At 70.9% G+C, this 20,525-nt stretch carries 20 protein-coding genes and 2 pseudogenes; 10 read left to right on the top strand and 12 right to left on the bottom strand.

From position 1 onward, the window contains the following. Positions 1–135: 135 nt before the first annotated feature. The 4 genes and pseudogenes from ABZT06_RS21515 to ABZT06_RS21500 form a co-directional block, all read right to left on the bottom strand. Positions 136–797: pseudogene (locus ABZT06_RS21515) on the bottom strand (response regulator transcription factor). Beyond that, positions 794–1,735, bottom strand: coding sequence for a sensor histidine kinase (locus ABZT06_RS21510; protein ID WP_355742953.1), 942 nt, complete (start codon positions 1,733–1,735; stop codon positions 794–796). Before ABZT06_RS21510 ends, ABZT06_RS21515 begins: the two are co-directional and overlap by 4 nt. Before the next feature lie 195 nt (positions 1,736–1,930). Further along, positions 1,931–2,353 carry a nuclear transport factor 2 family protein gene (locus ABZT06_RS21505; RefSeq protein WP_059212227.1) on the bottom strand — a complete coding sequence of 141 codons (423 nt, stop codon included), beginning with the start codon at positions 2,351–2,353 and terminating at the stop codon, positions 1,931–1,933. Positions 2,354–2,571: 218 nt separating this feature from the next. Beyond that, a complete protein-coding gene (locus ABZT06_RS21500) occupies positions 2,572–3,309 on the bottom strand; it encodes a Ku protein (protein WP_355742949.1) in 738 nt (245 codons plus the stop codon). Positions 3,310–3,405: 96 nt separating this feature from the next. On the opposite strand from ABZT06_RS21500, the gene ABZT06_RS21495 reads away from it, so the two are divergent. Continuing rightward, the gene (locus ABZT06_RS21495; RefSeq protein WP_355742946.1) at positions 3,406–3,975 is read left to right on the top strand and encodes a TIGR03086 family metal-binding protein; all 570 of its coding nucleotides are present in this window, start codon (positions 3,406–3,408) and stop codon (positions 3,973–3,975) included. Positions 3,976–4,072: 97 nt separating this feature from the next. Here the strand turns inward: ABZT06_RS21495 and ABZT06_RS21490 are convergent, their stop codons facing one another. Further along, complete coding sequence (locus ABZT06_RS21490) at positions 4,073–5,203, bottom strand: hypothetical protein (protein ID WP_355742943.1); 1,131 nt, start codon at positions 5,201–5,203, stop codon at positions 4,073–4,075. Positions 5,204–6,138: 935 nt separating this feature from the next. Between ABZT06_RS21490 and ABZT06_RS21485 the strand changes: the two genes are divergently transcribed. Both ABZT06_RS21485 and ABZT06_RS21480 read left to right on the top strand, forming a co-directional pair. Beyond that, positions 6,139–6,792 carry a hypothetical protein gene (locus ABZT06_RS21485; protein WP_355742940.1) on the top strand — a complete coding sequence of 218 codons (654 nt, stop codon included), beginning with the start codon at positions 6,139–6,141 and terminating at the stop codon, positions 6,790–6,792. Between the two features lie 22 nt (positions 6,793–6,814). Continuing rightward, on the top strand, positions 6,815–6,958 hold the full coding sequence (locus tag ABZT06_RS21480; RefSeq protein ID WP_355742937.1) for a hypothetical protein: 144 nt from the start codon (positions 6,815–6,817) through the stop codon (positions 6,956–6,958). 395 nt (positions 6,959–7,353) lie between these two features. On the opposite strand, the gene ABZT06_RS21475 is transcribed toward ABZT06_RS21480, so the two are convergent. The 6 genes from ABZT06_RS21475 to ABZT06_RS21450 form a co-directional block, all read right to left on the bottom strand. Continuing rightward, complete coding sequence (locus tag ABZT06_RS21475) at positions 7,354–7,698, bottom strand: metalloregulator ArsR/SmtB family transcription factor (RefSeq protein WP_355742934.1); 345 nt, start codon at positions 7,696–7,698, stop codon at positions 7,354–7,356. Further along, positions 7,695–8,153, bottom strand: a complete 459-nt coding sequence (locus ABZT06_RS21470; protein ID WP_355742931.1) for an SRPBCC domain-containing protein — start codon at positions 8,151–8,153, stop codon at positions 7,695–7,697. Before ABZT06_RS21470 ends, ABZT06_RS21475 begins: the two co-directional genes overlap by 4 nt. 151 nt (positions 8,154–8,304) lie before the next feature. Beyond that, positions 8,305–9,030, bottom strand: a complete 726-nt coding sequence (locus ABZT06_RS21465) for a TIGR03943 family protein (protein ID WP_355742927.1) — start codon at positions 9,028–9,030, stop codon at positions 8,305–8,307. Next, a complete protein-coding gene (locus tag ABZT06_RS21460; protein ID WP_355742924.1) occupies positions 9,027–10,043 on the bottom strand; it encodes a permease in 1,017 nt (338 codons plus the stop codon). Before ABZT06_RS21460 ends, ABZT06_RS21465 begins: the two co-directional genes overlap by 4 nt. Before the next feature lie 744 nt (positions 10,044–10,787). Then, the gene (locus ABZT06_RS21455; protein ID WP_355742921.1) at positions 10,788–11,795 is read right to left on the bottom strand and encodes a M56 family metallopeptidase; all 1,008 of its coding nucleotides are present in this window, start codon (positions 11,793–11,795) and stop codon (positions 10,788–10,790) included. A gap of 4 nt (positions 11,796–11,799) precedes the next feature. After that, on the bottom strand, positions 11,800–12,225 hold the full coding sequence (locus ABZT06_RS21450; protein ID WP_355742918.1) for a BlaI/MecI/CopY family transcriptional regulator: 426 nt from the start codon (positions 12,223–12,225) through the stop codon (positions 11,800–11,802). 141 nt (positions 12,226–12,366) lie between these two features. On the opposite strand from ABZT06_RS21450, the gene ABZT06_RS21445 reads away from it, so the two are divergent. Together ABZT06_RS21445 and ABZT06_RS21440 are read left to right on the top strand one after the other, a co-directional pair. Beyond that, positions 12,367–13,755 (top strand): glycosyltransferase, encoded by a 1,389-nt coding sequence (locus ABZT06_RS21445; RefSeq protein ID WP_355742915.1) that lies wholly within the window; start codon positions 12,367–12,369, stop codon positions 13,753–13,755. Beyond that, entirely contained in the window at positions 13,752–14,474 is a 723-nt protein-coding gene (locus tag ABZT06_RS21440) for a polysaccharide deacetylase family protein (protein WP_355742913.1), read from the top strand. The genes ABZT06_RS21445 and ABZT06_RS21440 overlap by 4 nt, the downstream gene beginning before the upstream one ends. A gap of 110 nt (positions 14,475–14,584) precedes the next feature. Here the strand turns inward: ABZT06_RS21440 and ABZT06_RS21435 are convergent, their stop codons facing one another. Continuing rightward, positions 14,585–16,225, bottom strand: coding sequence for a hypothetical protein (locus ABZT06_RS21435; protein WP_355743096.1), 1,641 nt, complete (start codon positions 16,223–16,225; stop codon positions 14,585–14,587). A gap of 314 nt (positions 16,226–16,539) precedes the next feature. On the opposite strand from ABZT06_RS21435, the pseudogene ABZT06_RS21430 reads away from it, so the two are divergent. The 5 genes and pseudogenes from ABZT06_RS21430 (at position 16,540) to ABZT06_RS21410 (ending at position 20,509) form a co-directional block, all read left to right on the top strand. Beyond that, a pseudogene (locus ABZT06_RS21430) lies at positions 16,540–17,196 on the top strand (DedA family protein). Next, positions 17,193–17,795 (top strand): phosphatase PAP2 family protein, encoded by a 603-nt coding sequence (locus ABZT06_RS21425; protein ID WP_355742910.1) that lies wholly within the window; start codon positions 17,193–17,195, stop codon positions 17,793–17,795. The pseudogene ABZT06_RS21430 and the gene ABZT06_RS21425 overlap by 4 nt, the downstream one beginning before the upstream one ends. Beyond that, the gene (locus ABZT06_RS21420; RefSeq protein WP_355742907.1) at positions 17,792–18,523 is read left to right on the top strand and encodes a phosphatase PAP2 family protein; all 732 of its coding nucleotides are present in this window, start codon (positions 17,792–17,794) and stop codon (positions 18,521–18,523) included. The genes ABZT06_RS21425 and ABZT06_RS21420 overlap by 4 nt, the downstream gene beginning before the upstream one ends. After that, positions 18,477–19,139 carry a response regulator transcription factor gene (locus ABZT06_RS21415; protein WP_355742904.1) on the top strand — a complete coding sequence of 221 codons (663 nt, stop codon included), beginning with the start codon at positions 18,477–18,479 and terminating at the stop codon, positions 19,137–19,139. Before ABZT06_RS21420 ends, ABZT06_RS21415 begins: the two co-directional genes overlap by 47 nt. Then, complete coding sequence (locus ABZT06_RS21410) at positions 19,136–20,509, top strand: HAMP domain-containing sensor histidine kinase (RefSeq protein WP_355742901.1); 1,374 nt, start codon at positions 19,136–19,138, stop codon at positions 20,507–20,509. Before ABZT06_RS21415 ends, ABZT06_RS21410 begins: the two co-directional genes overlap by 4 nt. The last annotated feature ends 16 nt before the right edge of the window (positions 20,510–20,525 follow it).

Raw genomic sequence — 20,525 nt, 5'->3', positions numbered from 1 at the left:
GCGGAACGGCGCGCGTGACGACCGCGCCCCGCTGGTTCTGCAGCAGCCGCTGCCGCAGCTACTCCGGCTCCGGGATCAGTACCGTCACCCGGGTGGCGGGCTCGGCCGTGTCGACATCGCGGCGCCCGCGAGCGGTCAGCCCGCGTCGAGTTCGAGCAGCCCCAGCCGGACGGCTTCGCTGACCGTGCCGGCCCGGTTCTCGGTGCCGAGCTTGCGGTAGATGCGGACCAGGTGGGTCTTGACCGTGGCCTCGGTGAGGAACAGGGCGGAGGCGATGGCCCGGTTGCTGTGCCCCCGGGCGAGCAGCCGTACGACCTCGGTCTCCCGTTCGCTGAGCACCGGTCCCGGGTCGGCTGACCGGTGGACGAGGCTGGCCGCCGCTTCGGGGGCCAGGCCCATGCCACCGGCTGCCGCCGCGCGCACCGCGCGGAACAGCTCCTCGGGCGGACCTGCCTTGAGGATGTAGCCCGGGCGCCCGCCTCCAAGGCGCGGACGACATCGCCGCGGCCGCCGGAGCTGGTCAGCACGACGACATTGACGCCCGATGCGGCGGCGGTGATGCGGCGAGTGGCCTCGATACCGCCGAAGCCGTCGGCCGGAGTGGCGGCGTCCGACAGACGCAGGTCCATGAGCACCACGTCGGGGCGCAGGCGTTGGGCAAGGCGTACGGCCTCCTCGCCGTCCCCGGTCTCGGCGATGACGTCGAGACCAGGCTCGCCCTGCAACAGGGCGCGCAGACAGGCCCGTACGACGGTGTGGTCGTCGACGATCAGGATCCGCAGGGCGTCCGCGGTCACGGTGTCCTGGCCAGTACGCGCTCGGCGGCGGGCAGTTGGGCCCGGACCCGGGTGCCGTGCCTGGGGGCGCTGTCGACGGTGAGTGTGCCGCCGAGGGCGCTCAAACGATCACGGGCGGCGACCAGTCCGAACCCGCGGTCGCGGCTGCGGGGTCGCGTGGTCAGCGGGTCGCAGCCCCGGCCGTCGTCGCGGACTTCGACGGCCGCCCAGTCGTCGCCGTAGGCGAGCGTGACGTGGACCTGGGTGGCCCGGGCGTGTTCACGGGCGTTGGCGAGGAGGCCCTGATCCACGCGCAGCAGGGACACGGCCCGTTCACCGGCCACCAGCCGCGGTTCTCCCTGCGTGCGGAACGTGACGCGCGGGGTACCGGCAGCGGGGTGCGGGCGGGTGCACAGGCTGCGCAGGGCGGTTTCCAGGTCGTCCTGCTCGAGGGCGGGCGGGGTGAGGTCGCTGATGATGGTGCGGGTCTCCTCCAGGTGTGCGCCGAGGGCCTGGGAGACGGCGCGGACCTGGCGCAGGGCGGCGTCCGGGTCGCGTTGCCAGTCCCGTTCCACGGCCTGCAGGAGCATACGGCTGCCCGCGAGTTCCTGGGCGAGGGTGTCGTGCAGGTCCCGGGCGATCCTGGTCCGCTCGGCGAGCCGTCCCGCCTCGCGCTGACGCTGCGCCAACTCACTTAGCGTGGCGGCCAGTTGGTCGATCAGCAGCTGCTGGGAGCGGTAGAGGACGACCGTGGCGCCGAGGGCGGCGAGCGGGGGCGCCAGCACGTCGAGGTCGACGCCGCCGCCGATCCGTACCAGCAAGGCCGGCAGCCCGGCCGTGATCGCGCCGATCGCCGACACCGTCACCCGGCGCCCGGGAATCCGCAGCGCCACGACCGCCAGTGGAATGGCGATCCACGTGTAGGCGAAGGCGAGCGGCACCGGGATCTTCCAGGACACCCAGCCCCCACAGCAGCAGCATGGTCCACAGCCAGACCGGCCGTCCCGCGGCGCCGAACCGGTCCCAGCGAGCCGGCCCGGCGACGTAGAGCCGGCCGAGGGCCGCGATGGGCGGTGCGACCATCCAGCACAGCGCGTTGTTCAGCTCGACGAGCCGCACGAGGGTGCCCCCGACCCACCTCGGAAAGCGCGAGGTTAGGAAACGCCCTTGCGCAACGACGCGAGGAGGCGGTCGAGGTCCCCGCGTGCCGTGTACGTACGGATCGGGTCGATGTAGTCGCGGGACTCGATGATCTGACCGTCCCGCACACGCATGACGAAGACGCAGGGCACCTTGGACCTGGAGTCGTCCGGCAACGTGAACTCGTAGGCGAACTCGGCGACGATCACTTCAGGATCGGCGGTCTCGTGGACGACGACATCGACGACACTCCTCTTCGGCAAGGACTCCCGCATTTCCGGCGGCACCGTGAAGTGCTCCCGGAGCGCACGCCGACTCGTCAACGGCTCGGACTCCGGCGTCGCCATCGGATGCCGGACATCGGTAACCTCGCCGTACAGGTCAGGCAACTCGCTTGAGTTCCCGTCAGCGACCCCATGAACAAGGCGGAGAAACACCTCACGCGGACTCAGACTCACAAGACCCCCCAAGTGATACGCACAGGCAGCTGATCATTATCGCCTGATGCGAGCCGATGTTGCGGACTGTCTCGACCAACAGCACCTCACCCGTCTGATCCCAAGGGCCGACGCGCTGGACGCGACATGCAGATACAGGTCAGCACTCTTCATCCGAGAAGTGCGCTTCCGCAGCAACGTCCAGGACCCTCCAGGTCTCATCTGTGCAGGTCAGGAGCGCTCCTCGCCTCTCTGATCAAGCGGTAGACGGCACTGCTCGTGAAAGCCCGAGAAGCGTCCTCGCCACGGGAGGCCCTAGCCTTCTCCACCGACTGGTTGAGCGCGGCCATGAGGTCCAGGACTTGGGCCGGCTGCTCAGGCTCCGGCGCCTCGGGGAGCTCGCGGTCCTCCCGCTTGGCCTCGATGATCTTCGCGAGAGCGTCGGTGTAGGTGTCCTCGAACTCAGGGCCCTCGAGGTCGTCGCGAGTCATCGACTCCATCAGGGCGAGCGCCCCCTCGATCTCCTCCTCCGAGACAGTCTCGTTCGGCGGGTCGACGGCGGCCGGGTCGCGGACCTCGTCAGGCCAGCGCATCGCATGCAGCACGATCACGTCATCGCGGATCCGCAGCAGCCCGAGCTGTTCGCGCCCGCTCCACTCATACTTCGCGACCGCCACCTTCGATGACCGTCCAAGCGCCTGCACCAACAGCTTGTACGGCTTCGCCGCCACCGCCCCGTCCGGGGCGAGGTAATAGCCCTCGCCGATCCGGATCGGGTCGATGGACTCCAGCGGCACGAACGCCTCGATCTCGATGGCCTTCGCCATGGGCAGCGGCAGCTCCCGGAGGTCCGCGTCCGAGATGGTCACAACCTGGTCTTTGGCGTACTCGTAGCCCTTGCCGATCTCCGACTGGGGGATCTCGCGAGGCAGGTACCTGCGACAGCTGCCACCCATCCTCAGCGATCGCGCAGTCGCCGGATTCGACAGGGCTTCTCCGCACCGACGCAAATCCCTTGGGCAGCCTGGCAGTTGACGCCGTAGTCTCCCCGGATGACTACCGTTTCCGTCGAAGATCTCGCACGTGCATGCAAATCTGTCGGCGACCTGCTCGCCGAGGTCCGCCCCGAGCAGTGGAAGGCGCCGACGCCATGCACGGAATGGAACGTGCGCGAGGTGGTGGCCCACCTGGTCGGCATGGACCTGGTGTTCGTAGCCATGATCGAGGGCGGCCCGATGCCCGAACGCGGAATAGACCGCCTCGGTGACGACCCGGCCGGAGCCTACCGGTCCTCCAGTGCTGCGCTGCTGGCAGCTTTCTCCGGCCCTGGGGTGCTGGAGCGGACTTATCGCGGACCTTTGGGGAGTGCCACGGGCGCCGAGCGCTTGCAGATCCGCCTGTACGATCTACTCGCTCACGGATGGGACCTCGCCCAGGCCACCCAAGTCCCTGCCCGGCTGCCCGAAGACGTTGCCGAGCGTGCCCTGGCGTTCGCTCAGGCCCAACTCTCCACCCAGTCCCGAACGGGACGATTCGCCGAGCCGCGCCCCGTAGAGGAGACCGCTCCGGCCATCGATCGCCTCGCTGGGTTTCTCGGCCGCCCGGTGCCGCCACAGCTGTGAGACCGATCGAGTGCAATGACCGCCCCGAAGCCACGCCCGCTGATGATCTCCGGGCGTTGGTGAAAGGCAGGCCGCGAGCGCCTGATCGGCGGGGGACTCATTCGTTCCCGGCGGTCTGCTCGATCTGGCCGTCGAGCAGTTTCTGGGCGATGGCCGCGTAGCGGCTCGCCGTGGTGTGGGACAGGCTGAAGACCAGGGCGAGACGCAGCGGGTCGGCCCCGGCGGTCAGTGCCTCGTAAAGTACCCGGTCGCCGCGGATGCGTTCGAGGTAGACGCCGTGGTGCAGCAGGTGCCGCTTGAGGTATTCGGGGCTGACGGGCCCGGTTCCCAGGGCTGTCTTCGCGTTGATCAGGACGTGCCGGTTGGGGGCCTTCGGCCAGGTGGCCCGGCGCTGGTCGAGCCAGGCCAGCAGGGTCTGGTGAGGCAGTTCGCCGAGCCGTTGGCCGTGTCCGGCGATGGTGATCCTACGGTTGGGCAGGTCGAGGTCGTCCAAGGTGAGGCGTCGGTTGGCTGTGGCGCGGGCGGCGTGGACGGCGGCCAGGGCGACGATCAGCCGTTGCGCCGGGGTGACGGCGATCCGTTGGACGGCGAGCACTTCGGCGTCGCTCATCGGCAGCAGGCTGCGTGGGATGTCTTCTGCCTTGAGTCGGACGGTGGGATTGGCGAAGATCAGGCCGCGCTTCTTGGCCAAGCGGAACAGTGAGCGCCGTGCCGCGATGGCGTTGCGACGCTGCCATCCACGCAGGGGTGACAGCCCGGTCGTGACGTCGGCGACGGTGATCTCGCGCAGGTGCCCGCGGGTCGTCGCCCAGTTCTCCAGCAGGGGCCGGACGCAGCCAAAGTAGACGTAGAGGCAGGTGCGGGACCGTGGCTTGGCACGGCTGTCGCCGTCGAGGAGGACCAGCCGCCAGGCGCGGACGTCACCGGCGAAACCGGCGGGCAGTTCGCCGGTGCGGTCGTCGATCCAGGAGCGGATCGACGACGCGCTGTCGTCCTCCAGGAGTTCCAGGGCAGCGAGGATTTCGGCGACCCGGAAACTGGAAGCGTGTCGCGGAATTCGCGTACGGACTTCGGTGAACTTCACGGGCTTGCCGGGCGGGCGATGCTCCAGCACCGCCGTCGGGCCGTCCAACGCGCACCGCACGAGCGACGGTGACCATCCGTTGGCCTCGCCGAGCTGTTTGGCGAGGGCCGCGGCCGCCCGGAGCGCGAGGTTGTCCGAGGTCAAGGCGGGGTGCTGCCAGCGTGACGGGGGTGAGACGCTCCATCGGCAGCCTCTCCCAGAAGTGCGCGTGCTGAGCTTGAGTTTTAACCTCGCGCGTCATGTGAGGGCGTTCTGCTTGTGCAGGTCTGCCGCGCTGTCCACCGCTTCGGGAACAACCCCGCGCCAGGTCGTCTCTCCGGTGTTCCCTAACCTCCTCCCATGAGCACCGGCGTACACATCCCTGAGTACCTGCAGGACTGCGAGCTGATTGCGAGTGAGGACCTCGCGCGAGAGCCCGCTTTCTGGCTTGCTCATGTCCTGTTGACGATGGGCGATCCCGGCGAACCAGCCGAGCCTTACGGAGTGGCCGCGTCGGCTTACGACGCAATGGTGGACCGCCTCGGTGACCCCGGGCAGCCCTGGCCCGTCTTGCGGGTCTGCTTCGACGGTGGGCATACGGCCTATGCCGTCTACGCCAACTGGGAGGACCAGAACAGCGTCGACTTCTTCATCCGCCATCCCAACTGGGGGCGCCTCGGCCATCTCGGCCAGTGCGGCACCGACGAGGCCGGCCCTGGCCTGTCCTGGACGGAGCTCCTCGCTCTCGCCACGAGCACGCACGAAGGCAGCGAGGGCTTGACCGATCCATCCGAGCGCCTCCTGCTCCTACTGCCCATGCTTGGCGACGCCGACATACCCGGCGAGGCGCGTGACACCGTGGCGGGCGCGCTGTCCCGCTGTGGGATACGCGCGGATGCTGCCAGCGATCTGGCCGCGACTCTGCTGGGGGAGCAGGACTCGGCCGGCGGATTCCGGTGGACCCCGACCGGCGACAACCCGATCGCCGTGTGCTCGTCCCCGTACAGCCCCCGCCAGGTACCGCTCGCCCTCGGTATCACACAGGACCAAGCTACAGCGAGAAGCCCGGGGCGACCACGCCGGAGACCATTGCGAGCGAAGTGTGCGACAAGGTCGCTGCGACGCACGGGATCGTGGTCTACCTCGCCCGATCCGGTGTGCTTCCCAGCCTCCTCAACGCGATGCAGAGCGCGGGCGGTCAATGCCAGCCCCCTCAAGGCACGACCATCCCGATGATCACCGAAAGCGCCCCCATCGACTTCCAGCTCCATCCAGAACAAACGGCGCGCGCCTACCCGTACATGACGCTCTTCTACGAGACGACGAACGCCCCCACCCCGGACTCCCGGGATCCCTACGCCCAGTTCGCCCAGGGCTTCGCCACGGTCTTCGGCGGACGCAGCGCGGATGCGGACGCCGCCGGCGGCTTCGACACCGTGGGTGTCGTCAGCAAGGTCATCGAGGACCTGCTGCCGGCTTCCGACGATGTTCGGCCCAATGACATTTACCTGTGGCTCACCGCCCACGGCGTGTCCCAGTACCCCGGCGCTTCCGGCGTGCTGCAACTGGACGGCCAGAACAAATTCCCGCCCGACAAGGCGGTGTTTATCCGCGAGATCGCCCCACCGAGCGGAACCACGACCACATTGCTCAGCTGCGGAGTCCTGCCCGACCGGCAGAATCCCGCGAAGTGGGGTACTCCTCCCGACATCTTCCCCTGTCCCAGGGACGACACCGGGGCGGCTTTCCCATGAGAAGCCCCGGCGGGCGTCGCCCTTGACCGACACGCCCCTCGCCCGCAATCGCCTCAAGCGGCTGCAGCGCCGCCCCGAAGTCCTCGACTGCTTCGCCACCGCATCCGGACTCTCTCTCGCCCTGCCACCCCGAAACGCCGAAGTCACCGAGACGGTCGCCGCCTGAGAACACGGGGACGCCAAGACGCCGGGCCGGACACGTCAGCTGTCGGGCACGTCCGTGCCGCCCGCGCGGGGAAAGCGCGGCCGGCCCCGGCGCCGCCCAGATGTGATGCTGGGTGACCGCGGCTATGACTACGACAAGTATGGCCGTCTGGTCCGGGACCTCGGCGTGAAGCCGCTGATCGCCCGCCGAGACACCGAGCACGGATCCGGCCTGGGCACCCAACGCTGGGGCGTGGACCGGGCGTTCGCCCACCTGCACTCGCTCCGCCGCCTGCGGATCCGCTGGGAGATACGCGACGGCACCCACCGAGTCTGCCTTCCTCCCTCGGATGCGCACTGGTCTGCTGGAGAAAGACTCCGCACTGCGACGAGCCTTTGAGGCGGCACCGCGGGGGTTCAGGGCCCAGTGGCCCCCTCTGCCAGATCCTTGATCGCGTTGAGGCGGTCTTCCCACTGGGTGGCGAGGGTGTCCATCCACCGTGTTGTCCGCCTCAAGGGTTGCAGGTCGGCTTCGTAGCGGACCTCGCGTCCGGCCCGGTGGGCGCGTACCAGTCCGGCGCGGTCAAGCACTGCCAGGTGCTTGGCCACCGCCTGGCGGGTGACTGGGAGGCCCCCTGCAAGGGACGTGGAGGTCGCGCCGCCTTCGCGGGCGAGGACGGCCAGGATCTCTCGGCGGATCGGGTCGGCCAGGGCCACCAGGACGTCTTCGGGGGCCTGTTCGCCCTCGGTGGTGCGGGTCATGCCGTGGTCAGTTCGCAGTCCGCACGCAACCGGTCGAGCTTGTCGGGCCAGTTCTGGCTGTTGGCGCGGTGCCGGCCAGCGGCCTGGCCGGTCGGCAGCCCGAGGTGCGCGAAGCCGCTCTCGACCATGGTGAGCCGGGTGCCTCCCGTGCAGTCGTCCTCGGTCAGGGTGAACGCGACGAGAGTGGCGTTGGAGTCGTCCGGCTCCTCGCCCGCAGCGCCTTGGGACCACCGCCAGGACAGGACATGCGGCGGCTCGACTGTCTGAATACGGGCGGGAATGACGCCGTGGATACCATGGTCGAAGACCAGGAGACCGCCGGGGCGCAGGTCGAGCTTGACCGGCTCTCCGTTACCGAACCAGCGGCCGAGGAAAGCGGGCTCACTCAGCACGGACCAGACCCGTTCCCTGGGGGCATTGATCAGGATGGCGCGTTCAATCGCGTTAGGGATCATTGCAACCTCATCTCATCCGGGCACGCTACCCAAAGGTTGCACATCTGGAAGTCCATGTGCAACCGACCTGTTGCGCATGGAGTGGGTGGCCACTTGGTGCACGCCAAGCTTCGAGGATCCGCTACTCATTCCGATAGGAGTTCTCAGAGGGTCATGACGGGGTGAGCGGCAGGTCGTCGGTGTAGGCGTTGACGGGTGGCGAGATGCGCTTCGTGCTGCGGACGTCGAGGGCGGCTTCGGCCGTGGGCGTGCCAAGGGTGCCCTTGGGGTGCCAGGCGCCGGTCACCGCCAGCCATGTGTTGGCAGGTGGTGCCTCGGTGCCGTGCATCCGGACCTTGACGGACTGGGAGTCCGCGGCGCAGCAGGTGAAGATGATGCGGGTCAGGTACCAGCCGCCTTGTCCGGCCGGGGTGGCGAAGCCGGTCATCTGGACGGTGCGGCCCTTGATGGCCAGCCCACGGTCCCGCTGGACTCGGCTGGTGAAGTCCGTGAGCGTCATGGGCAGCGGCGAGGTGGCGGGCAGTGGATCGAACTCTTTCCGCTCCCTGGCCGGTTTGTTGTTCGAGCGCGCCGCGGTGTAGGCGCCCAAGGCTGGTGGGGCGTAGCAGAGCAGGCTCAGCGCGGGGATGAACAGCAGCCAGGCGGTGCGGGGTGCGGTGGAGTGGTCGTGTCCGTGCGCATGGTCGGGCTCCCCCATATGCGCGTTGTCCAGGGCCGCCCCCGCCAGAGCCAGCAGCAACAGCAGCACCCCGGAGGCGATCAGCAGAGGACGCAGCCCCTCCTTGACGTAGCGCAGGTAGAGGTCGGTGAACAGGGCGGCGTGCAGCAGGCCGATGCCGCTGAGGGCCAGGAGCAGGATCTGTACGGGGCGCTTCACAGCAGCGCCCTTCCGATCACGACGCTCGCGGCGATCGCCACGACGACGGTCGCCGTGGAGAAGCGCCAGGCGAAGGCCCGCCCGAATGTGCCCGCCTGAAGGGCGATCAGTTTCAGGTCCACCATCGGACCGACCACCATGAACACGAGCCGGGCTGTCGCCGAGAAGCCGGTGAGCGAGGCGGCGACGAAGGCGTCGGCCTCGGAGCAGACCGCCAGGAGAACGGCGAGGGCGGCGAGGAAGAGCACCGACAGCCACGGCGTGCCGGAGAAGGCGTCGAGGACCGAGCGCGGCATCGCCACGTTGAAGGTGGCCGCGGCCATCGCCCCCAGCACCAGAAACCCGCCGGCGTGCAGGAAGTCATGCTGGAAGCCGAGGCGGAACTCGCTCCAGCGACTGTGACCGTGCCGGTGACCGCCGTGCCCGACAGCCGGGTGCAGCCACTCCTCCCTGCCCCTCCAGAGCCACAGCCAGCCCATCACCGCGGCGGTGGCCAGCGAGGCGAACAGCCGGGCGGCGACCATCACGGGGTTGCCCGGGAAGGCAACTGCGGTCGCGGCGAGCACGATCGGGTTGATGGCGGGGGCCGAGAGCAGGAACGTGAAAGCGGCCGCCGGGGTGACGCCCCGGCCGATCAGGCTGTTCGCGACCGGGACGGATGCGCACTCGCAGCCCGGCAGGAGCGCACCGGCCGCGCCGGCCACCGGTACGGCGAGGGCCGGCCGCTTCGGCAGCGCCCTGGTGAGCAGGTCGGCGGGCACGAAGGCATTGATCGCACCGGACAGGACCGTGCCCAGGAGGAGGAAAGGGAACGCCTGGACGGTGACGGCCAGGCAGACGGTGCGCCAGGCTTGGACCGCCGGATGGTCGAGCCATGACGTGCCCGCGAGGAGGAGCACGGCCGCCGCCGCGGCCGCCGCGATCGAGATCGTGGCGGCGAACGGCCACGAGCCGGTGCGGCACGCGGGCGGCCCGGGGACCACGGCCGCCGGCCTCTCCGCCAGATCAACCATTTCATCCGCTCTTTGCGCTTTTACTCCGGATGTCGGCATCTGGCCGAAGATAAGCGAGGAGCGCGACTACGGCCGCGCGTACACGCCGCCACCGAGACCAAATTCCGGACGAGCCGTTTCTCCAGCAGAGGGCAAAGGCCGAAAAGCGGCATCCGAGAGAGCACCCGCCGTACGCCGCGTGCGGCAGCCCGTCGCGACGCCGCCCCTTCACGGGAAGCACCCACCACGATCCCCATCAGCGAGTGACGCCGAGCGCGGCGCCTGCCCGTGGTCACCGCGCCGTCGGAAGTCCGGGCCCTGTGCAGCGCACGTCCGCCGTCGGCACCGTCGCGTCGAGGAGGTACGCGGCCGCTGTGTCGTCACGCAGGCGTTGCCGCAGCTGGCGAAGACGCCTTCCGCCGTGGGACAAGCACAGTCCGGTCATGCCGGGCGGTCTCGCCGGCCCGGAATGCGGTCTCGAACCCGCCCCCAGCGGATTCCCTTCCATCGCGCACAGGCTCCGGCAGGTCGCCTCGGGGGCCGCCTCAGTAGGAGACCGCCGCCGAGCGGACTGCTGCCCGGTGCCGCCAAGACGTGCAACGGCAGTACGAGGCCACCCAGACCTGCCTGATCAAGGAACCTCTCGTCGAGTCTCCCCCACCGGCGGCGGCTACTTCTTCGCCCTGCCCGAGCCGGCAAGGACTGGTTCGGACGCGGACTGCTCGCGACCTGAATACGCGTAGCCGACATGTCCTAGCCGCCTCGTTACGGGCGGTGCTCCTGAAGTTCCCGGCGATCGTGTTCGCCGAGGCAGAAGTCGGGCCCGTGCCGGTGGTATCCGGCCGACGGTGCGCTCGCCGTGGCGGCGTACACCGCGCACTGCGCACTGTCCACCATCCGATCGCTGTCGGATGCTGCGTTGGCGAGGCTCGCACAGCAGACGGCCAGCACGAAGGCGCCCGTCACCAGGGGCAGGCTCCTGCGTCGGGGTGGCGGGGCCAGCAGGGCGCGCACCCGCTGCGGCACCACCCCGCCGGTAGCGGCCAGGGCCGCGGGGCGGGGCGCACCGGCGGATGCCAGGGCGGCACGGCCGACGGCGTGGGCGACGACCGTGCGGTCGCCGACCCGGGCCGCGGCCTCCTCGTCGGCCCAGCGTTCCAGGACGAAGTCGCCCGCCACGGCCAACGGCCGCAGCAGTGGGTTCAGGGCCGCCGCGAGCCGCCACAGGCCCTGGAAAAGGTGATGGCGCCCTCGCAGATGGGCTCGTTCGTGCGCGAGCAGGGCCGCGCGCTCCCGGTCGCCGAGGCAGCGCAGCATCCCTCGGGAGACGACGACGCGTCCGGGCTTTCCGGGCAGCGCGAAGGCGATCGGGGCGTCGTCGTCCAGGATGGCCAGCTCCGTCTCCTGTGGCAGCCGGGCGCACTCCCGCCGCGTCCGGACAAGGTGACGGGTCTGCCGTACGGCGGCCACGCCCAGCGACACCATGCCCGCGGTCAGCAGCAGCGCGCCGGCGGCCGCGACGACCAGGTACACCGGGTCCTCGGCGCGCAGCGCGGCCACCGACCAGCGGCCCTGCTCCGCGACCTCCGGGATCTGCGCCACACCGGTGAACGCCAGCAGGGCCAGTGCCCCCGCCCAGCCGACCGAGGTGACGAGCGCGGCGCAGGCCAGCGCCCAGGCGGTGGGACGCGGGGGCAGAAGGGGGGCCAGCCGGGGCGCCAGCACAGCGAGGACGGCCGTGACCGCGAAGGGGACGTAGACGGTGAACAGCACGGCTTTACGCCCTCCCGCCGGAATGATCACCCTCGGCACGCGCATCGTGTCCGGACAGGAGCTGATGCAACACGTGCTCGTCCTGCTCGGACAGTTCCGAGACGAATCGGGCCAGGACCGCCTCGCGGTCGGAACCCCCCTCAAGCAGCGACCGCATGCGCTGGGCGGTGTGCGACGCCTCGTCCCGCACCGGCTCGTATGCGTAGCCGCGGCCCTCGCGGTGCCGGACGAGCATCTGCTTGTCGTGCAGCCGGGACAGGATGGTCAGGACGGTCGTGTAGGCCAGGTCGCCCGGCAGCGCCTCCCGGACCTGGCCGGCGGTCAGGGGGCCGTCGGCGGCCCAGAGCGCGGCGAGGACATCGCTCTCCAGTTCGCCGCGGGCTCGCCTGCCGGACGCCCCGCGGGCGCCGCCGTCCTCTCGCTCCTCCACCGGATGCCTCCGTTCGCCGACCGTCCGCACAGACTACCCGGCCACCTCCTACTAGTTGTAGGAGGTATGCTCCGGGCTTCGAACCGCGGACTACTACAACTCGTAGAGTTCTGCTGCTCCCGTCCCCTGCGGAGGAAACCCATGCCCCACCGCGCGAGCACGGCGCCCAGACACACACTCACGGGCGCCCCTCCTCCGCAGTCAGCCGCGACACCCGGCGCGGGACGGGTCACGGTCGTCTCCGCGAGCGTCGGAGCCGGTCACGACGGTGCCGCCGCCGAGCTCGCCCGCCGTTTCACCGCGCAGGGCTACACCGTGGACCGCCTCGACCTGCTGGACCTGCTCCCCGCCCACCTGGGCCGCACCGTTCAGGAGGGCTACCACCGGATGCTGGTGCGAGCACCCTGGGCCTACCAGCGGATCTACTCCAGCACCGAGCGCGCCGGGGGCGGCGGGCCGGTGGCGCGGGCGCTGCTGCACACGGCACAGGACCGGGTACTGGGCGCCCTACCTCCGGGCACCGACGCCGTCGTCTCGACCTACCCCGGGGCCAGCCGAGTCCTGGGCAACCTGCGCCTGGACGGTCGGCTGACCGTGCCCGTCCTCACCTATCTGACCGACTTCTCGGTACATCCGCTGTGGGTCGCGCCGGGTGTGGACGTCCACCTCGCCGCTCACGACGTGCCCGCCACCCAGGCGCGCGCGGCCGGGGCCCGGGACGTGCGAGTGCGCGGGCCGGTCACGGACCCCCGTTTCCGGCCCTGCGACGCACGGGCGCGTGCCCGCGCCCGGGAGAGGTTCGGGCTGCCGCCCCACGCCCCGCTGGCTCTGCTGGTCGCCGGGTCCTGGGGAGTGGGCCCGGTCCGTACGGTGGCCCGGGAGCTGCGTGACTGCGGCGCCGCCGTCCCGGTCGTCGTCTGCGGCCGCAACAAGGTCCTGGCCGAGCAGCTGCGCGCCGACGGCATCGACCATGCCTTCGGCTGGGTCGACGACATGCCGTCCCTGATGCACGCCGCCGACGTCCTCGTCCAGAACGCCGGCGGGCTCACCTCGCTGGAGGCATTCGCCTGCGGCCTGCCCGTCGCCAGTTACCGCTGCATACCCGGGCACGGGCTGACCAACGCCGCCGCCCTGGACGAGGCCGGCGTGGCCGTGTGGATACGCGACCCGGCCGACCTCAAGGCGGTGCTGTGCGACCTGATCGACGGCCCGCTCGGACTCCGGCAACGGGCAACCGGATTCGCCCTGTTCGCTCAGTCCCCCGACGGCTGCCCTACGGCCGAGATCGCGCGCGTGCACCGGTCAGGAGTCCCCGACCGGGGGTTTCGGCCGGCTGCCCACCGGCACCGCACAACGCGCCAGCTCGCGGCCACGGCCGTCCTCGCGTCCGTCGTATGCGCTGGCGCGGTCGCGACCGGGGTGGCGACGACGTACGACGGTCCCGACCTCATCCACGCCATCAGCCACCGCCTCGACCCGGATGGCTTCCCACCGGAGCAAACCTCCCCGTCGGAGGACGGCCACTCGTGAACATCGCCCCGACGCTGCGCACGGCCGTCCTCGCCGCCATACCCGTCCTCGCCGCCGCCCACGCCGCACCCGTCGTCTCCACCTTCGGACCGCTGCGCAACCGCCTCATGCCCCGCCTCTCGGGCCGCGGTCGCACGAACCACATCGCCCTGACTTTCGACGACGGCCCCGACCCCCGCTCCACCCCGCACTTTCTACGGCTGCTCGCCGGGCGCGGAGTGCACGCCACGTTCTTCCTGCTCGGCAGCGAGGCACACCGCTCCCCCGGCCTGGTCCGCGAGATCGCGGCGGCCGGTCATGAGGTCGCCGTCCACGGCTGGCTGCACCGCCCCCTGGTGCTGCGTGGCCCGCGCGCCACCTATGACGACTTCCGCCGGACCCGCGACACCGTCACCGCGATCACCGGACGGCAGCCCACGCTCTTCCGGCCCCCGTACGGCGTCATGTCCACCGCGGCCCACCTCGCGGCCCGGCGCCTCGACCTGACCCCGGTGCTGTGGACGTGTTGGGGGGAGGACTGGACGGCACGCGCCACCCCGCTCTCCGTCCACCGCACCGTCACCGCCGACCTGGACGGCGGCGGCACGATCCTGCTCCACGACTCCGACTGCACCTCCGCCCCCGGCGCCTGGCGCTCGGCACTGGGCGCACTGCCCCGGATCCTCGACACCTGCCAGGAGCGGGGTTACGGCATCGGCCCGCTGCGTGACCACGGCTGACCAGCACGAACGCCGAACAGTCGGGGTACGGCCTCGGTAACACGCCTCGCCAGCAGCTGCCGCGGCTTCGCCAGGTGCGCCCGTGCGGGTACGCCGGCCTGGTGCCCTGGCTACTGGATCGCGGAAGGAGCAGCCGGGATGTGGGCGGTGGTGATGGTCATCGGGGTGCCGGTGACGGCGATGAGGTAGGTACCCGGGCCGTGGCCGCCCGGCATCGCGCGGAACCCTCCCGCGGGTTTCACGTGGTACTCGGCGGAGGCGTGCGGGCCGAGCACCGCGGGGCCGGAGGCGATGGTCCACCAGTTGGAGGCGCCCTGGCCGGTGCGGCTCGCGAAGTGCGGGGTGAGCGCCGTACTGGTGGTGTTGACGGCCCGCACGTCGATGGCGGTGACACCCACGCGCGCGCGGTGCGTGGCGAAGCGCGGCGAGAGGCTCATGCGCAGGGGCGGCGGGCTCGCCGCGGCGATCGCGACACACACCAGGGCCGGGACGAGCAACCCGCCCGCGACGACGGTCTTCGCGCGGTGGCCGGTGAGCCGGGGAAGACGTGGCTGCCAGGCGGTGGCGAAGGCGGCGACCGGGACGGTGGCGGCGGCCGCGAGCCACAGCGGGGTCATCATCAGGAAGTAGCCGTCCTGGGAGCGCGTGGCGAGGTAGAACGCAATCCATGGCAGGACGGTGAGGGCGGGGCCGAGTCGCCGGACGAACAGCAGGGTGGCGACGAGCAGGCCGAGCAGGAGCAGCTGGCTGCCGTAGGAGTAGTAGTCGAGGCGGCCGCTGCCGTCGGTGAAGTAGTAGGAGATGCCCATCAGGCCCTGGCCGTGCAGGATCGCCTTCTGTTCGAGCGGCAGGAGTACGCCCTGCAGCCAGGAGGAGAAGTCCTCGACAGCGAAGTAGGCGTTGGCCGCAGCGCAGTTGAGAGCGGCGGTGGCCGCGTAGCGGGCCGTCACCGCCAGAGCCCGCCTCGGACCGAGTTCCCCGCGCCTGACGGCGTACAGGCCGATCAGCAGGAACGGGGCAAGGAACCAGGCCAGCTGCTGGGCCGCGCAGGCAGCGCCCAGGCACGCCGCCCGCAGCACTCCACTCGAGCCGAGACGGCCGCCCTCACCGATTGCAGGCCAGCGGACCACCCCGGGGACGAGCAGCGCGAGAGCCGTGATCGCCGGGTAGCCGGCGTAGGCGTAGTGGGGCAGGAGGCCGAAGCCGAGACAGACCGCGGTGGCGGCCGACCTCCAGGGTGCCGGCAGCAGGAACCACAGCAGGACCGAGGAGACGAGCAGCGCGGCCGTGGTGACCAGGGTGGCGGCCGCCGTCGAGTGGACGACGGCGTGCACCGGGGCCGCCAGCAGTGCCGTCAGCGGCGGGTAGCCGTAGGTGTAGTCGGCACCGCCGGACATGGTCTTGGTGATGCCGACGCGCGGTGTGCCGAACAGCCAGGGCCACGGCTGACCGTAGACCGGACGGCCGTGCAGGATTTCGTTCGCCGCCTGCGCGGTCAGCACCCCCTCGTCGGTGCCCGCGTGATCGAGCAGATATCCGCAGATCACCAGCGCAACGGCGGTCACCAGTACGACGGCGTCGACCCTGATCAGCGCGCGACGGCTCCGTACGAGGAGGCTGAGAGCGGCGCAGACGAGGATCGAGGCGTAGCAGACGGAGATGACACCGGCGACGGCCGGGCGTGAGGCCATCGCGGTGGTCCAGGCGGCCCGTGTCCCGATGAACAGGCTGATCGTGGCCACGAGGGTCATCCCCCGGTGCAACTGCTGGGGCCCGGCGCCCGTGACACGGAACGGCCGGGCCGGGGCCGGGGGTGGCGCAGTCGGGTTCGTGGCCGCACGCCGCAGAGTCCAGGTGCCGGTTCCTGTGCGACAGGGGTCAGCCATGGCGCCCGTCTCCTCCGCCTCGTGTTCCGTTTGAGCGACCGTTTTCATCCGGCCACCCGCAGAACATCTACTACATCTTGTAGATGTAGGCTCGGCGAGTGCGGTTCCCTCCCGGCCACGTCCACGCGATCGGGCGAATCGCGGACGCCGAATCACCTGCCGGAAAGGGCCGCCTTGCCATGACCACACCGATCCATCCGGCGTCACAGCTGGCCGTGAACGTGTTGGACGCTCATTCGCTGCTGGCGGCGTTCGGCGTGCTGGGCGTGGCGTCGGGGTGGTGATGTTCGCCGAGACAGGGCTGCTGGTCGGCTTCTTCCTGCCGGGCGACTCGCTGCTCTTCACGGCCGGTCTGCTGTGCACGGGCTCGGCGGAGTCGAGTGCGCATCTGTCGCTGGGACCGCTCCTGGTCGCGGCGGCGGTCGGCGCCCTGGCCGGGGCGCAGTGCGGCTATGTGCTCGGCCGGAAGGCGGGTGGGGCACTGCTGGCCCGAAGCCGCTCGCAGCGTCTGCGTGAGGGTGCGAAACGCGCCGAGGAACTGCTGGAGCGATACGGACACGCGAAGGCGATCACGCTGGCCCGTTTCGGGCCCGTGGTGCGGACCGTACTCAATCCGATGGCCGGCGCGCACGTTCACGTTGTGGCAGATCGTCGGCGGCCTCGTGTGGAGCCTCGGACTCACCCTCGCGGGCTACGCGCTCGGCTCGTCGATCCCGAACGTCGACCGTTACCTGCTCCCGCTCGTGGCGTTGATCATTCTCGTGTCGCTGATCCCCCTGGCCGCCGAGGTCTACAGGGCGCGGCGGAACAGCCGGCCCGAGGGGGGAAGCAAGTGATCATGGCTTTCGACGGGTCGTCCGTCGACGGCACCGAGTATCTGGACGTGGTGCGTCTGGCCCGGCATGCGCCGGCCTGGCTGGACGGAGCGGTGTCGTTCTGGTCGACGTACGGGCTCGCGGTGTTCGCCGTGCTCGCGGTCGTGGGCTGGTGGTTCGCTCGACGGGGTGGAGATGCGGCTGCGGTGACGGCGCTGGCCGTGCCGGTGGTCGTGGTCCTCGCGTACGGCGTGGATGCCCTGGTGAAGCTGGCGGTGCGCGAGGACCGGCCGTGCCAGAGTCTTCGGGTGACGACCCTGGAGACGTGTCCGGCGCCCGGCGACTGGTCCTTCCCCAGCAACCACGCGGCGATCGCGGCCGCCGCCGTGGCCCTGCTCTTCGTCTCGCGTCGGCTGGGGGCGGTCGCGGCAGTGGCGGCCCTGGCGATGGCGGTCTCGCGGGTGTGGGTCGGCGCGCACTATCCGCACGACGTAGTGGCAGGCGTGCTGGTCGGTGGCCTCGTCGCACTGATGGCGATGCTCGTGCTGCGACGGTGGTCGCCATCGGTGGCCGGGTGGATCGGTTCCGGCCACCTGAGCCGGCTGCTGAGCGCCTCGTGAATCGGCGCGACGCCGCCGACCTGGCCGGGACGGTCGGTCTCAGCGCCTGGTTGGCGTTCGGCGTCCTCACGACGGTGGTGATCGGCCAGAACGGTGCACAGCTGTGGCCGGACGACGGTTTTTTGCGATGGTCGCTCGGCCATCGGCCGGACGTCGCCGAGGCTCTGGCCCGAGGGGTGACCGACACCGGCAGCGGTGCCGTCCCTTACGTCCTCACCGTGTTGGCCGGCGTGGTCGCGGGACGAACCGCGCGGCAACGGATGGGGGCCGCCGCACTGGGCCTTGCTTTTCTGGGAACCGGTCAGGCGCTGCGCCACGGGGTGATGGCGCTCGTCCAGCGGCCGCGTCCCGCCCGTGCCGACTGGGCGACATCTGCAGGCGGTTGGGCGTTCCCCTCGGGACACACCACCACCGCGGCCCTCACTGCCGGGTTGCTGATCGTCGCCGTCTCACTGCGCGCCCCGCGCGGCGCGACCCCGCTCCGGGTCGTCATCGGGTGCTGGGGTGTACTGGTGGGCCTGTCCCGGGTCTACCTCGGCGTCCACTGGTTCACCGACGTCATCGGCGGCTGGCTGTTCGCCACCGGATGGCTCGGAGTGTGCCTGTACGCGATGACCCGTTGGCTGCCCGCATCGTTCGTCTCCGGTACGCCCCGTGCGCCGGACAGTCCAACGGAGGGCCATGCGCCACAAGATCCTGGTCGTCGAGGACGATCACGCCCTGCGTGACGTGCTGCGCCGTGGCCTGCTCGACGAGGACTTCGACCCCGTGCCCGCCGCCGACGGCGCCACCGCCCTGCGGCTGGCCACCGGCGACATCGGCGCCGTCGTCCTGGACGTCGGGCTGCCCGACGCGGACGGCCGGGACGTCTGCCAGGCGCTGCGCGCGGGCGGGTTCGCCACCCCGATCATCTTCCTGACGGCCCGCCACCACCTCACCGACCGGCTGTCCGGGTTCTCCGCCGGAGCCGACGACTACCTGCCCAAGCCGTTCCACCTCGCCGAACTCGTCGCCCGGCTGCGGGCCGCACTCAAACGGGCGGCACCCGCGGCCGTGACCACCGCCGGAGACCTGGTCCTGGACGCGACCCGGCACAGCGCGCAGGTCGGCGACGTCCACATCGACCTGTCCCCCACGGAGTTCCGTCTGCTGGCCACGCTCATGGCCGCAGGCGGGACCCTCGTGTCCCGCCGCGACCTGTTCAGGGCCGCCTGGCCGGACGGCGCCCAGGTCAGTGACAACACCCTCGACCAGTATCTGAGCCGACTGCGCCGCAAGCTGCGCGAAGCGGGCAGCGGCCTCGGCCTCACCACGACACGCGGGATCGGGCACCGGCTGTCATGAACCAGCTCGCCCGCCGTCTGGCGCCCCGCACCCTGCGCGGTCGGCTCTCGCTCGTGGCACTGACCACGGCCGCGCTCCTGATGACCGTGCTGACCGTCGTGTTCAACACCGCGATGGACCGGCACCTCCAGCACCAGACCGACGACGAACTACGCAACCGCGCCGCCGCCGTCGCCACCACCGTCGACACCAGCGGGCCCCGAGTGCGGGTACTGGAGACCGTCAACGACAGCCTCCTCGACGCGAACGTGTGGATCTACACCGGGACACGGCTACTGGAGAAACCACCGTCCGCCACGGCCGACAGTGCGGCCCAAGCCGCCGACCGGCTCGCCGCGCGGGGCAGGCCGGTCTGCACGACCGTGCACACCGACAACCCCCGTTTCGTCCGCCTGTGCTCCCGCCCCGTTTCCGGCCTTCGCAGCACCGCCACCATCGTCACGGCCGCGGATCTCGCTCCTTACCGCAACTCCGCCGGCACCCTGCTGTCGGGTTCGCTGATCCTGGACGCCTTCATGCTCGCGTGCACCTACGCGCTGACCCGCCTGGCCGTCGGACGGGCGCTGCGGCCCGTACGCACCATGACCGACCAGGCCACCCAGTGGAGCGCCGTCGCCTCCGACGAACGCTTCGGCGCCGAGGACCATCCGGCCGAACTCGCCCGCCTGGGCTCCTCGTTGGACACTCTGCTGGACCGTATCCGCACCGTGCTGCGCCACGAGCAGCAGCTGACCGGCGAGCTGTCCCACGAACTGCGCACCCCGCTCACCCGGATCGTCGTCGAGCTCGACTGGTGGCAGGCGCGCCCGCGCACCGCCGCCGAGACCCGCGCAACCCATCGGGTGATCGCCGAGGCCGCTCAGTCCATGCGCACCATGTGCGACACGCTGCTCGACGACGCCCGAGACAGAGCGCAGAACGCCTCGACGGCCCCCGGCACCACCTCCGTCGTGCCGGTCCTGCGCCGACTGGCCGAGAGCCTCGACGCACCGGAGCATGTGAAGATCTTGGTCGACGTGGGGGATCCAGGACTGCAGGCAGGAGTCGCGCCCGCCCTGCTCGAACGCATCGTCAGCCCGCTGCTGACCAACGCGGTGCGCTACGCACACTCCGCGGTGACCGTGTCCGCGCGGCAGTTGCCCGGCAGCGTGCGTATCGACGTCACCGACGACGGCCCCGGTGTGCCGACGGCGTTCGCCGACGACCTTTTCCAGCCCGGCCGCCGCGCCGACCCCGGCGACGGGCACGACGGCGCGGGTCTCGGGCTGCCGCTCGCACGGCGCCTGGCCCGCGCCGTCGGCGGCGAGGTGTCCCACGATGGCGGTCGCACCTGCGGGGCATGCTTCCGCGTCGACCTGCCCGTCGGGTGACCGGACTCGGTCGGCC

The sequence above is a fragment of the Streptomyces sp. NPDC005483 genome, from assembly GCF_040606035.1.
Lineage (GTDB): Bacteria > Actinomycetota > Actinomycetes > Streptomycetales > Streptomycetaceae > Streptomyces.
Note: the sequence above shows the minus strand (reverse complement) of the source record. Positions and strands in the feature narration are given on the sequence as shown.